Origin of the sequence: Microbacterium sp. RU1D (assembly GCF_900156435.1) — a bacterium.
Classification (GTDB): domain Bacteria; phylum Actinomycetota; class Actinomycetes; order Actinomycetales; family Microbacteriaceae; genus Microbacterium.
Genome location: NZ_FTPQ01000001.1, coordinates 1,605,696 through 1,618,242, shown reverse-complemented (window position 1 = coordinate 1,618,242; position 12,547 = coordinate 1,605,696). Strand labels below are relative to the sequence as shown.

At 71.6% G+C, this 12,547-nt stretch carries 11 protein-coding genes; 7 read left to right on the top strand and 4 right to left on the bottom strand.

Annotated elements, in window-relative coordinates; all coding sequences use genetic code 11:
• Nucleotides 1–108: 108 nt before the first annotated feature.
• Nucleotides 109–1,425 carry a M50 family metallopeptidase gene (locus B0B15_RS07420; protein WP_076674642.1) on the bottom strand — a complete coding sequence of 439 codons (1,317 nt, stop codon included), beginning with the start codon at nt 1,423–1,425 and terminating at the stop codon, nt 109–111.
• Nucleotides 1,426–1,513: 88 nt separating this feature from the next.
• Here B0B15_RS07420 and B0B15_RS07415 point away from each other — a divergent pair, with 88 nt between their 5' ends.
• Nucleotides 1,514–3,178 (top strand): Mur ligase family protein, encoded by a 1,665-nt coding sequence (locus B0B15_RS07415; RefSeq protein WP_076675275.1) that lies wholly within the window; start codon nt 1,514–1,516, stop codon nt 3,176–3,178.
• A gap of 195 nt (nt 3,179–3,373) precedes the next feature.
• Here B0B15_RS07415 and dxr read toward each other — a convergent pair whose 3' ends face one another.
• Together dxr and B0B15_RS07405 are read right to left on the bottom strand one after the other, a co-directional pair.
• Nucleotides 3,374–4,456: a 1-deoxy-D-xylulose-5-phosphate reductoisomerase gene (gene dxr / locus B0B15_RS07410; RefSeq protein ID WP_076674640.1), complete on the bottom strand. Its 1,083-nt coding sequence runs from the start codon at nt 4,454–4,456 to the stop codon at nt 3,374–3,376.
• Nucleotides 4,457–4,533: 77 nt separating this feature from the next.
• A complete protein-coding gene (locus B0B15_RS07405; RefSeq protein ID WP_076674639.1) occupies nt 4,534–5,493 on the bottom strand; it encodes an FKBP-type peptidyl-prolyl cis-trans isomerase in 960 nt (319 codons plus the stop codon).
• A gap of 186 nt (nt 5,494–5,679) precedes the next feature.
• Between B0B15_RS07405 and B0B15_RS07400 the strand changes: the two genes are divergently transcribed.
• The 4 genes from B0B15_RS07400 to dhaM all read left to right on the top strand — a co-directional run bounded on the left by B0B15_RS07400 (nt 5,680) and on the right by dhaM (nt 8,836).
• The gene (locus B0B15_RS07400) at nt 5,680–6,381 is read left to right on the top strand and encodes a lysophospholipid acyltransferase family protein (RefSeq protein WP_256334258.1); all 702 of its coding nucleotides are present in this window, start codon (nt 5,680–5,682) and stop codon (nt 6,379–6,381) included.
• Nucleotides 6,382–6,471: 90 nt separating this feature from the next.
• Nucleotides 6,472–7,467 carry a dihydroxyacetone kinase subunit DhaK gene (gene dhaK, locus B0B15_RS07395; protein WP_076674635.1) on the top strand — a complete coding sequence of 332 codons (996 nt, stop codon included), beginning with the start codon at nt 6,472–6,474 and terminating at the stop codon, nt 7,465–7,467.
• On the top strand, nt 7,464–8,105 hold the full coding sequence (dhaL, locus tag B0B15_RS07390; protein ID WP_076675273.1) for a dihydroxyacetone kinase subunit DhaL: 642 nt from the start codon (nt 7,464–7,466) through the stop codon (nt 8,103–8,105). Before dhaK ends, dhaL begins: the two co-directional genes overlap by 4 nt.
• Nucleotides 8,102–8,836 (top strand): dihydroxyacetone kinase phosphoryl donor subunit DhaM, encoded by a 735-nt coding sequence (gene dhaM / locus B0B15_RS07385; RefSeq protein ID WP_076674634.1) that lies wholly within the window; start codon nt 8,102–8,104, stop codon nt 8,834–8,836. Before dhaL ends, dhaM begins: the two co-directional genes overlap by 4 nt.
• Nucleotides 8,837–8,866: 30 nt before the next feature.
• On the opposite strand, the gene B0B15_RS07380 is transcribed toward dhaM, so the two are convergent.
• Nucleotides 8,867–9,832: a sugar-binding transcriptional regulator gene (locus tag B0B15_RS07380; RefSeq protein ID WP_076674632.1), complete on the bottom strand. Its 966-nt coding sequence runs from the start codon at nt 9,830–9,832 to the stop codon at nt 8,867–8,869.
• Nucleotides 9,833–9,944: 112 nt separating this feature from the next.
• On the opposite strand from B0B15_RS07380, the gene B0B15_RS07375 reads away from it, so the two are divergent.
• A complete protein-coding gene (locus B0B15_RS07375; RefSeq protein ID WP_076674631.1) occupies nt 9,945–11,660 on the top strand; it encodes a glycerol-3-phosphate dehydrogenase/oxidase in 1,716 nt (571 codons plus the stop codon).
• A 121-nt stretch (nt 11,661–11,781) separates the two neighbouring features.
• Nucleotides 11,782–12,537, top strand: a complete 756-nt coding sequence (locus B0B15_RS07370) for an MIP/aquaporin family protein (RefSeq protein WP_076674629.1) — start codon at nt 11,782–11,784, stop codon at nt 12,535–12,537.
• Nucleotides 12,538–12,547: the final 10 nt, after the last annotated feature.

Genomic DNA, 12,547 nt, shown 5'->3' with positions numbered 1-12,547 from the left:
CGAAGCCACCACCGCGCCCGCGCCGACCCCGCGGACCCTTCGGCAGTCCCAGGGTCCTTCCCAGCAGGTGGCTGAGCTCGTCGAAGCCGGCGTCGCCGTAGCTTCGCGCTACAGCAGCTGCACCGGGTTGAAGACGTCGGCGAGGAACAGCACGCCGCCCATTCCCACCAGCAGCACGACGACGACGAAGGTCACGGGCACGAGCTTCGTGGCATCCGCCGGGCGGGCGACCCTGCCGCGCCGGCGCGCTATCCAGCGCTTGAGGCCGTCCCACAGGGCGACGACGACGTGCCCGCCGTCCAGAGGCAGCAGCGGGATGAGGTTGAAGACGAAGAGGGCGATGTTCAGCGCAGCGAGCAGGCCGATGATCGACTGCACGCGGGCGGCGATGGGCGCATCGATCGCGGCGTACTCCCCCGCGAGGCGTCCGGCCCCGACGACGCTCAAGGGGCCGTTCGGGTCGCGCGGCTGACCGGTGACGAGGTCGACCGCTGTGTCGTATACGCGGACCGGCAGCTGCGTCATGATCTGCGCGACCGCACCCACCTGCTGGATGGTCGCCTCGGGCCCGGCCCAGATCGGCTGCGGGACGAGCGCCGACTGCGGGCTGAGCCCGGCGAAACCGACGCTCTGGAACTCGGGCTGACCGGCGTCGTCGAGCACGGGGCGTCCATCGGCGCCCGTGATCGCGCGGTCGGTCTGCACCGGGGTGATCGTGAGGGTCTGCTCGGCGCCGTCGCGTTCGACGACCACGGGCAGGGCCTGTCCCGGCGAGCGCTGGATGATGGCGGCGGCCTCGTCGAAGGTCGACACCGCGGTGCCGTCGATCGAGACGATGGTGTCGCCCGGGAGCAGACCGGCGGCGGCCGCGGGGGCGACGGGATCACCCGCCTCGCAGGCCGAGCGATCGGCGGTCGCCGGGATGACGCACTGCGACACCGAGGCGACGGTCGTCGTGCCCTGCGCGATGCCGATGCCGCTCACCGCGACGGCCGACAGCACGAACGCGAGAAGGAGGTTCATGATCGGGCCGCCGAGCATGACGATGATGCGCTTGTGGACGGGCAGCTTGTAGAAGACGCGGTCGTCGGCGGCGATGAGCGTCTCGGCGTTGGCGTCGCGGGCGTCCTGCACCATCGTGGCGAAGAACCGAGAGCGCTTGGTGCCGGGTTCGGCGTCGTCGGGCGCGGGCGGGTACATGCCCGCCATGGAGATGAATCCGCCGAGCGGGAGGAGCTTGAAGCCGTACTCCGTCTCGCCGATCCGCTTGGACCAGAGGGTCGGCCCGAAGCCGATCATGTACTGCCCGACGCGCACGCCGAACAGCTTGGCGGGCAGCAGGTGCCCGATCTCGTGCAGCGCGATCGAGATCGCGAGGCCGATCACGAGCACGAGCACGCCGATGAGGAAGGCGATCGCGGTCACCTTCGTGACGATACCGCCGAGAGCCTTTGAACGGCCCGTGCGGCCGCGATGCGGTGTCTGTGCGGCCCCGGATGCGACAATGGATCCGATGCCCAGCGACGCCCCCTCGAACCTGCCCCCCGTCCTCCGACCCGAGCGTCCGCCCCGTCGCGACCTCGCGGAACTGGCCCGCCGGTGGGGCGTGCGCACGGTCGGCGCCGTCGACGGAACCGTGCTGACCGGCATCACGCTGGCCACCGCCGATCTGCGCGCGGGTGAGGCGTTCGTCGCGATCCGCGGAGTGAACCGGCACGGCGCCGAGTTCGCGGCCACCGCGGCCGACCGCGGTGCGGTCGCGGTCATCACCGACGACGCGGGCGCCGACATCGCCGCCCCCGCGGGACTGCCGATCGTCGTGGTCGACGACCCCCGCGCCCTGCTGGGCGATCTCTCCGCGTGGGTGTACGGCACCGGCCCCGACGACGACCTCCCCCGCCTGCTCGCGACCACCGGCACCAACGGCAAGACGAGCGTGTCGCACCTGCTCGAGGGCATCCTCGGCCAGCTCGGCGTGGTAACCGGGCTGTCGTCGACCGCCGAGCGGCACATCGCGGGAGACGTGATCGTCTCGCGCCTCACCACGCCCGAGGCCTCGGAATTCCACGCCCTCCTCGCCCTGATGCGCGAGCGCGGTGTGGAGGCGGTCGCGGTCGAGGTCAGCGCCCAGGCCCTCACGCGTCACCGCGTCGACGGTCTCGTGTTCGACGTCGCCGGGTTCACCAATCTCACGCACGACCACCTCGACGACTACGCCGACATGCGCGAGTACTTCGAGGCCAAGCTGCCGCTGTTCCGCCCCGACCGTGCGCGCCGCGGCGTGGTGTGCCTCGACTCGCCCGCAGGCGCCGAGATCGCCGCGCGCGCCGAGATCCCGGTCGTGACCATCGCGACGCCGGCGATCGCCCACGACGCTGCGGCCGCGGCATCCGCCGACTGGACAGTCGACATCGTCGACGAGCGCCAGGAGGGCACCGAGTTCACGCTGTCGGACGGTAAGGGGCGCTCGCTCACCACGGTCGTGCCCGTGATCGGCCGGCACATGGCCGCGAACGCGGGACTTGCGATCGTCATGCTGCTCGAGACCGGCTACACGTGGGAGCACCTGTTCAGCACCCTCGACGGCGAGCGCATCGACGCGTCCCTCCCCGGCCGCACGCAGCTGGTGTCGGGCGCCGAGGGCCCCGCCGTCTACGTCGACTTCGGTCACTCCCCCGACGCGTTCGAGAAGACGCTCGCCGCGGTCCGGCGCGTCACTCCCGGCAAGGTCGTCATGCTGTTCGGCGCCGACGGCGACCGCGACGCGACCAAGCGTCATGACATGGGACGCACGGCCGTCGAGGGCAGCGACATCCTCGTCGTCACCGATCACCACCCGCGTCACGAGAACCCGGATGCCATCCGCGCGGTGCTCGTCGAGGGCGCTCGGCGCGCGCGGCCCGACGCCGAGATCCACGAGTTCACCCCTCCGGAGCGGGCGATCCTGGAGGCCGTGAAGCTCGCCGGGGAGGGCGATGCGATCCTGTGGGCCGGTCCCGGACACCAGGATTACCGCGACATCCGCGGTGTGCGCACGCCCTACTCGGCACGCGAGCTGTCACGGCGCGCGCTGCGCGCAGCCGGTTGGGCCGTGCCCGACCCGCAGTGGCCCGTGCCCTACCCGGCCGACCGTACGCCGTCGTCCGACCCCGAGCGTCCGGTCGACTTCCCGGCCTGATCGGGCGTCGCCGCCCGTTCGTCCGCACGAGCTCCCCGGCGAGGTGGCCGAGCCCATCGAAGCCACCGGCACCCGCGCACGCCCGGCCCTTCGACAGGCTCAGGGACCCCCGCGTCGGGCACTGGTCGTCGAGCGCGGCTCAGCGACCCCCCGCGGCCCGACGTGCCGCCACACCGGGCCGTCCGCCGACCGGCGTCACTGCGCCGCGATGATCTCGTCGGCCGTCCGCCGCGCCCAGGACTCCGCCTCGGCGAGGCTCTCACGTGTGAGGGCCGCCGGGGGCTCGTGCCGATCGACGACGCGCTCGATGAGGTCGACGATGCCCAGGAAGCTCAGCCGCCCCTCGTGGAAGGCGTCGACCGCCTGCTCGTTCGCGGCATTGAACACCGCCGGGAACGTCGCCCCCGCCCGCCCCACGCGCTTGGCCAGCGCGACCGAGCCGAAGGCTTCCTCGTCGAGCGGCTCGAACGTCCACTGCGACGCCGTGGTCCAATCCAGCGGCGCCCCGACCCCGCCGACGCGGTGCGGCCAGTCGAGACCGAGGGAGATCGGCAGGCGCATGTCGGGCGGCGAGGCCTGGGCGATCGTGGAGCCGTCGACGAATTCCACCATCGAGTGCACGATCGACTGCGGGTGAACGGTCACCGCGATGCGGTCGTAGGCGACGTCGAAGAGCAGGTGCGCCTCGATCACCTCGAGGCCCTTGTTGACCAGCGTCGCGGAGTTCGTCGTCACCACCCGGCCCATGTCCCACGTGGGGTGGGCGAGCGCCTCAGCCGGGGTGACGGCGCCGAGCTCGTCGCGCGAGCGGCCCCGGAACGGCCCCCCGGATGCCGTGAGCACGAGCCGGCGCACCTCGTTCGGTGCCCCCGCGCGCAGAGCCTGGGCGATGGCCGAGTGCTCCGAGTCGACGGGGACGATCTGCCCGGGGGCGGCGAGCGCGGTGACGAGTTCGCCACCGACGATCAGCGACTCCTTGTTCGCCAGCGCGAGGGTGCGACCCTCTTCCAAGGCCGCGAGGGTCGGCCCGAGACCCACCGATCCGGTGATGCCGTTGAGCACGACGTCGGCGTCGACGTCGCGGACGAGTTGTTCGGCTTCGACCGCGCCGAGGGCGATGTGCTCGACGTCGAACGTCTCCGCCTGCGCTTCGACGCCGGCACGGTCGGTACCCGCCGCGAGGCCGACGACCTCGAAACGGTCGGCGTTGGCGCGGATGACGTCGAGCGCCTGCGTGCCGATCGAGCCGGTGGAACCGAGGATGAGGACGCGGCGCATCACGTCAGCCTACTGAGCCGTCGGCCCCCGGGCGTCGCGCGGCGCACGCATTCGTGCGGGCGCGACGCCGGCCGGGCTCACTGCGCGGCGGGGGCGTGCTGGACGCCGAGGATGTCGGCGACGAACACGAGCGTCGAGTTCGCGGGGATCGAGCCCTGCTCCTGGTCGCCGTAGCCGTCGGCGGGCGGGATGACCGCGACGACCTGCGATCCGACCGTCTGCCCCTCGAGGGCCTTCTTGAAGCCGGGGACGACCGCGGTGGTCGCGAACTGCGTCGGCGCTCCCTTGTCCCAGCTCGAGTCAAAGACGGTGCCGCCGTCGTAGAGGACGCCGGTGTACTGCACGATGACGGTGTCGCCCGGGTTGACGACGTCTCCGGAGCCCTGGCGCAGGTTCTCCACCCGCGTCTCGGTGGGGGCGGCGGTGGTCGGCACGGTGATCGTGGGCGCGCCGTTGTCGGCGAAGGTCACGGTGGGCATGCCGTCGACCGGGGCGACCTCGGCGCCGTCGGCGCGGGTGGGAAGCTCCGCGATCGCGTCGGCCACGAGCACGTACGCGGGCGAGCCCTCTCCGAGGATGCCGGCGGGGAAGGTCGAGACGGTGCGCGAGCCGACCGGGACGCACGACACGGCGGCGCCGAAGATCTGCTGCGAGTTCACGATCATGTCCATGCCGGACGGGTCGGACGACAGCGAGTCCAGGACGACCTCGCCCGTGCCGGCGTCGAGCACCGTGTAGTTCGCCTTGACGATGTCACCGGCCTGGATCTCCTCGCCGCTGCCGTCGATGAGGGTGGAGCGCTGGATGTCGCCGGGGGCGAAGCCGTCGGGACGCGTGACGGTCACGGGACCCTGGAAGTCGCCGGACACCTCGAGGCCCTCGGGGACGTCGCCGGTGAACGGAGTCGTGCACGCTCCCGCATCCGGGGTCGCCGTGGCATCCGGCGTCTGCGCGTCGGTGGACGAGCCGGAGCACCCGGCCAGCAGCAGCGCCGCGACGGCGGCGACGGACAGGGAAGCGATCGGGCGGAAGCGCACGGGAGACCTCTCGGAGGAAGACGGGAAGCCCTCATCCTCGCGCATCCGGCTTTGGCGCGGCTGGGAGAGCCTTCCGGATGCCGTGCGTCCCGCCCCATGCACGCCCCGGCATGCGGCGGCTAGTAGCCTCGACGAGTGAGTTCCGACCTGCCCGCCGAGACCCCCGCCGCCGCTCCGCCGCAGCAGATGGGTGCGGCCTACGGACTCGGGCGCTTCCTCATCGCCCCCCTCGCCCGCGCCGTCTACCGGCCGCACGTCGAGGGGCGCGAGAACGTCCCCCGCACGGGTCCGGTGATCTTCGCGAGCAACCACCTGTCGTTCATCGACTCGATCGCCATCCCGGTCGCCGCTCCCCGGCCCGTGCACTTCATGGCGAAGTCGGCGTACTTCGAGAAGTGGGCCTCACGGCAGTTCTTCACCGCCATCGGCGCGATCCCCGTGGAACGCGGGGCGGGGCAGAAGGCCCTCGACGCCCTCGACCAGCAGCGTGTGCTCCTCGAGGACGGTCGTGCCGTCGCGCTCTACCCCGAGGGCACGCGCTCTCTCGACGGCCGGCTCTACAAGGGCCGCACGGGCGTGGCGTTCCTCGCGCTGCAGACCGGCGCCCCCGTCGTGCCGGTGGGGCTGATCGGCACCGACAAGGCCATGCCGGTCGGCGCGAAGTTCCCCAGCACGAGCGAGCGCATCACGGTGCGCTTCGGCGAGCCCCTCGATCTCTCCCCGCACGGTCCCGCCGGCTCGGGTCGCGCGCGCCGCGGTGCCACCGACGAGATCATGGCCGCCATCCACGCCCTGAGCGGCCAGGAGCTGGCGAACGCCTACAACGAGGCGCCCGCGCAGAACCCGATCGAACGCATCAAGCAGGTCCTGCCGCACGAGCGGCTCTGACGCGCTCCTCCTCGCCCTTGACGCGGCGCCGCGCGACGACCAGGGTCGAACCGACGGCCCGAACCGTCGACGCCACAACGAGGAGGCATCGTGAAGAAGTTCGTCAACGACCCGGCCGACGTGCTGGCCGAGGCCCTGCGCGGGATCCAGGCGGCCCACCCCGATCTTCGCGTGGATGCCGAGAACCGCGTCATCCTGCGCGCGGAACCGACGCGCGCGGGCAAGGTGGCCCTCGTCTCCGGGGGAGGCTCTGGACACGAGCCGATGCACGGCGGATTCGTCGGCCGCGGCATGCTCGACGCGGCCGCCGCGGGCGAGGTGTTCACCTCCCCCACCCCCGACCAGGTGCTCGCCGCCACGCAGGCCGCCGACTCCGGCGCCGGAGTCCTGCACATCGTGAAGAACTACACGGGTGACGTGCTCAACTTCGAGATGGCCGCCGAGCTCGCCGCCGCCGAGGGCGTGCAGGTGGAGTCCGTGGTGGTCGCCGACGACGTCGCGGTCACCGATTCCACCTGGACCGCCGGTCGCCGCGGGACGGGCACCACCGTCATCCTGGAGAAGATCGTGGGAGCCCTGGCCGAGGAGGGCGCCGACCTCGCAGCCGTCGCTGCCCTGGCGCGCCGGGTGTCGGAGGCCGGACGCTCGATGGGCGTCGCGTTGACCAGCTGCACCGTGCCCGCGGCCGGTCGCCCCACCTTCGAGCTCCCCGACGACGAGATGGAGGTCGGCGTCGGCATCCACGGCGAGCCCGGTCGCTCCCGCGTGAAACTGGCATCCGCTCGCGAGATCGCGAAGCTCATGGTCGACCCGATCGTGCACGACTTCGGCGACGCGGTGGGACCGGCGATCGTGCTGCTGTCGGGACTGGGCGGCACACCCCTGATCGAGCAGTACCTGCTGTACGGCGAGATCGCGCCGCTCCTGGCCGACGCCGGCGTCGACGTGCAGCGCGTGCTCATCGGCGACTACATCACGAGCCTCGACATGGCCGGCGCCTCGCTCACGGTCGTCGAGGCGGACGACGAGATGCTGCGCCTGTGGGATGCCCCCGTCGTGACCCCGGGACTGCGGTGGGGCGCATGAGCGCCGCCGTGACGACCAGCGACCTCGTCGCGTGGATCCGCGCGTTCCGCGACGCCGTGCACCAGCAGAAGGACGAGCTGACCCGCCTCGACTCCGAGATCGGCGACGCCGACCACGGCTCGAACATGGCCCGCGGGCTCGACGCGGTGATCGCGAAGCTCGATGTGGCGCCGGCGAGCCCGACCGAGCTGTTCAAGACGGTGGGAATGACCCTCGTCTCCACGGTCGGCGGGGCCAGTGGCCCGCTCTACGGCACCCTCTTCCTACGCATGGGGCCCGCCCTCGCCGAGGCCGATCCGGTGGATGCCGCCGCCCTCGGCGCGGCGCTCCGGGCCGGCGTCGAGGGCGTCATCGCCCGCGGCAAGGCCGAGGTCGGCGACAAGACGATGATCGATGCCCTCTCCCCCGCCCTGGAGGCCTGGGACTCCGCGGCGCGGGACGGCGCGTCGCCCGCCGCCGCTGCCGGCGCCGCCGCCGAGGCCGCCGCGCGCGGCCGCGATGCGACCGAGCCGCTCGTCGCGCGGAAGGGGCGTGCGAGCTACCTCGGCGAGCGCAGCGCCGGGCACCTCGACCCGGGCGCGGCTTCCGCGACGCTGCTCCTCGAGGCGCTGCGCGACGCCCTGGCGGCCGCCGAGTGATCGGCATCGTCGCGGTCTCGCACAGCCGCGCCCTGGCGGAGGCGGCGATGGAACTCGCCCTGCAGATGGGCGGGGCCGAGCCGCCCGTCGTGCGCGTGGCGGCGGGCGGTCCCGACGACGACCTCGGAACGGATGCCGTGGCGATCGCCGCCGCGATGGACGAGGCGGATTCCGGCGACGGCGTGCTCGTGCTCATGGACCTCGGCTCGGCGATCCTCAGCGCCGAGACCGCTCTGGAGTTCGCCGCCGTCCCCGAGCACGTCCGACTGAGCCCCGCGCCGTTCGTGGAGGGGCTCGTCGCCGCGGTGGTGACGGCCGCCGGCGGTGCCGGTCTCGACGAGGTCGCCGCGGAGGTGGCGGGAGCCGGCGAGGCGAAGAGACGCCAACTCGGCTCGACGGCCGACGGCGCGCAACAGCCCGCGCGCCCGGCATCCGCTCCGGACGACGAGCCCGCCGCGCAGGCCTTCGAGACCGTGGTCGTCAATCCCTCGGGGCTGCACGCCCGTCCGGCCGCGACGTTCGTCAAGGCCGCGTCGCGCTACGACGCCGACGTGCGCATCGTCGACCTCGACGCCGGCAGCGACGAGGTGTCGGGGCGCAGCCTTCTCGCTCTCATGGCGCTGGGCGTGCGCCGGGGGTCCCGGGTGCGCGTCAGCGCGACGGGACCGCAGGCCGCGCAAGCACTCGACGAGCTGCGCACGCTCATCGACGACGGCTTCGGCGAGCACTGAGGGTCCGTCCGCCTCGCGCGGACACCGGGATCAGCGCGTGACGCTGAGCAGGCGTCGCGCCAGCGACTCCTCGACGACGAGCTCCGTCACCAGGCCGGCAGCCAACGCACCGCGCAGACCGTCGAGCTTCGACAGGCTCGACACGACGCAGAACCGACGCGGGATGCGACGGACGGTGTCGAGGTCGGGCCCGCTGGAGCGGGCGTTGAGCTCGGGGATGTCGCTCGAGCCGTCGGCACGATAGAACACCGTCGCGCAGTCGCCCACCACTCCCTCGCGCTCGATGACGGCGCGGTCGCGCTCGTCGAAGTAGTCGCCGCTGTAGACATGCGAGGGCACGTCGGCGTGCGGCGAGCCGAGGCCGAAGACGAACAGGCCCACGCGCTGCTGGATCTCCAGCACCGAGCGCACGGAGCGCTCGCGCCACATGGCCTGCTTCGTGCGCGGATCGTCGAACAGCGCCGGCACCGGGAATTGGTGCACCGACGACGACCACGCCGCGCCGAACTTCGACAGGATCTCCCCCGCGTACGGGATGCCGGAGGTGCGCACGTTCGCGGCGCCGTTCATCTGCACGATGTGGGTGTCGTGCACGTCCTTCTGCGGCACGTGGCGCGCCATGGCCGACAGCGTCGACCCCCACGCCACGCCGACCGTCATCGACGACTCGACGCGCTCGGCGAGGATCCTCGCCGCGGTCAGAGCGGTCCGCTCCAGACGCTCCGCCTCCGAGGTGCGGGCGGGAGTGGGCACGATGTGGGCCGTGATGCCGAACCGGTCCGCGATGCGCTGGGCCATCTGACCGCGCGCGTCGTCGGGCGGACTGATCGAGATGGTGACGAGCCCGACGTCGCGGGCGTGCTGCAGCAGCCGTGAGACCGATGAGCGCGAGACGCGCATCTCGTGCGCGATGGCATCCATCGTGAGGTCCTGCATGTAGTAGAGCTGCGCCGCGCGCAGGGCGTCGCGGGAGCGCTCCTCCGCCTGTGTCGTCACCGTCTTGGCACCTTCATGAGCACCATTCTGCACGTTTGTTCAAGGGGCTTGCAACAACGTGCAGACGGGCGCATCCTGTTCGTCGTACCAACAACGAAAGGTCGCAGTCGACATGTCGTCCCCCACTTCGCTCCGCGCCGACGTCCAGGCGCTCCGTGACGCCGAAGACCTCGACGTCCTGATCATCGGCGGAGGCATCAACGGCCTCGCCACCCTGCGCGACCTGGCCCTGCAGGGCGTCAGCGTCGCCCTCGTCGAACGCGGCGACTTCGTGTCGGGCGCGTCGTCCGCCTCCAGCCACATGGTGCACGGCGGCATCCGCTACCTCGAGAACGGCGAGTTCCGTCTGGTGAAGGAAGCCGTCACCGAGCGCAACGACCTGCTCAAGACGGCCCCCCACTACGTCAAGCCGCTCGAGACGACGATCCCGATCTACAAGACGTTCTCCGGCATCCTGTCCGCCCCGTTCCGCCTCCTGGTGACGCACGGCCGCGGCAAGCCGAACGAGCGCGGTGCGCTGCTGATCAAGGTCGGCCTCATCATGTACGACACCTTCTCGCGCGACGGCGGCTCGGTGCCGCGTCACAAGTTCCTCGGCAAGAAGAAGTCGCTCGCCGAGCTTCCGAAGCTCAACAACGACCTCGCCTACACGGCCACGTACTTCGACGCGTCGATGCACGACCCCGAGCGCATCGCCCTCGACGTTCTGCGCGACGGCATCGAGGCGGGCGCCGGTCGCACCCAGGCCGTCAACTACGTCTCGGCCGTCGGCGCCGACGAGAACGGCGTCCGTGTGCGCGACGAGGTCTCCGGCGAGGAGTTCAGCGTCAAGGCCAAGGTCATCCTCAACACCGCCGGCCCCTGGACCGACCTCGCCAATCAGGCCATGGGGCTCACCACCCGGTTCATGGGCGGCACCAAGGGTTCGCACATCGTGCTCGACAACCCCGAGCTGCTGGCCGCGACCGGCGGGCGCGAGATCTTCTTCGAGCACTCCGACGGCCGCATCGTGCTCATCTACCCGCTCAAGGACCGCGTCCTGGTCGGCACCACCGACATCGACGCCGATCCCTCGAAGCCCGTCGTGTGCACCGACGACGAGATCGAGTACTTCTTCGACCTCATCGGACACGTCTTCCCGACCGTCGGCGTCGACCGTTCGCAGATCGTCTACACGTTCTCCGGCATCCGTCCGCTCCCCCGCCACGACGACACCGCTCCCGGCTTCGTCTCGCGCGATTACCGCATCGTCGAGGACGAGATCGCCGGCGTCCCCGCCATGAGCCTCGTCGGCGGCAAGTGGACCACCTTCCGCGCCCTCGCCGAGCACCTCAGCATGAAGACGCTGCAGAAGCTGCGTCGCCCGCACCGCGTGAGCACCCAGGGCCTCTCGATCGGCGGTGGCGCCGGCTTCCCCGCCACGCCCGAGCAGCGCCGCCGCTGGATCTCCGCACGCACGAATGCGCACTCGGCGGAACTCGTGGATGCCATGCTCGAGCGCTACGGCACGCGTGCAGACGCGATCCTCGACGTGCTGCCGTCCGAGCCGACCGCGGTCGCGGACGCGCCCGGGTACTACCGCGAGGAGCTCGAGTGGATCGCGGCGAACGAGCAGGTCGTGCACCTGATCGATGTGCTGCTGCGCCGCACGCACCTGGCATTCGTCGGGGGCATGACCGAGCGCACGCTGCGCGAGGTCGCCGAGGCCGTGGCCGGTCCCCTCGGGTGGGATGCCGATCGCGTCGACGACGAGATCAGCCGTACCACCGAGATCCTGCGCTCCGCGCACCGGGTCGACCTGGCTCAGGCCGGAGTCGCGCGAATCTGAGAGAACGTGCGGGCGCGCCACCTGTCGCGCGCCCGCACGACGCGCATAGGTTCGGAACACCGAGCCGCATCACCACCCGAGCCGAAGGTGTCCGGGTGAGAAAAGAAAGGTCGATGACGACATGCAAGAAGTGAACCTGGGTCTGTACTTCCTCTCGGAGGTGGTCGGAACCGCGATGCTCATCCTGTTGGGCTGCGGCGTGGTCGCCAACGTGGCCCTGGCCAAGACCAAGGGCAACGCGGGCGGCACCCTGATGGTCAACTGGGGATGGGGCCTGGCGGTCTTCGCCGGTGTCATCGTCTCCGCGTACTCCGGTGCGCAGCTGAACCCGGCCGTCTCGATCGGCCTCCTCGTCGCCGGGAAGATCGCCTTCGTCCAGTTCCTCGTGGCCGTCGCCGCGCAGATGGTCGGTGCCATCATCGGCGCCGTGCTCGCCTGGGCCTCGTACAAGCAGCACTTCGACGACGAGCCCGACCCCGCCAACAAGCTCGGCGTGTTCTCGACCGGCCCGGCGATCCGCTCCTACGGCTTCAACTTCCTCACCGAGGTCATCGCGACCTTCGTGCTGGTCTTCGTGATCTTCGGCTTCAGCGACTACGGCGTGGCCGACATCGGCGTCCCCGGCGGCATCGGGGGTCTCGCGGCCGTGCCCGTGGCCCTCCTCGTGGTCGGTATCGGCGCCTCGCTCGGTGGCCCCACCGGTTACGCGATCAACCCGGCCCGTGACCTCGGACCCCGCATCGCCCACGCCATCCTCCCCATCAAGGGCAAGGGTTCCAGCGACTGGAGCTACGCCTGGGTTCCGGTGGCCGGCCCGCTCGTGGGCGGTCTGCTCGCGGGCCTGCTCGCCCCCGTGCTCCTCAGCCTCGGCAAGTAAAGCCGTCGCG

Bases quoted from the DNA above. Each gene is read 5' to 3' on its own strand.
- B0B15_RS07415 (WP_076675275.1), top strand. From the start codon at position 1,514: ATGCCCAGCGACGCCCCCTCGAACCTGCCCCCCGTCCTCCGACCCGAG.
- dxr (WP_076674640.1), bottom strand. From the start codon at position 4,456: ATGCGCCGCGTCCTCATCCTCGGTTCCACCGGCTCGATCGGCACGCAG.
- B0B15_RS07400 (WP_256334258.1), top strand. From the start codon at position 5,680: ATGGGTGCGGCCTACGGACTCGGGCGCTTCCTCATCGCCCCCCTCGCC.
- dhaL (WP_076675273.1), top strand. From the start codon at position 7,464: ATGAGCGCCGCCGTGACGACCAGCGACCTCGTCGCGTGGATCCGCGCG.
- B0B15_RS07375 (WP_076674631.1), top strand. From the start codon at position 9,945: ATGTCGTCCCCCACTTCGCTCCGCGCCGACGTCCAGGCGCTCCGTGAC.
- B0B15_RS07370 (WP_076674629.1), top strand. From the start codon at position 11,782: ATGCAAGAAGTGAACCTGGGTCTGTACTTCCTCTCGGAGGTGGTCGGA.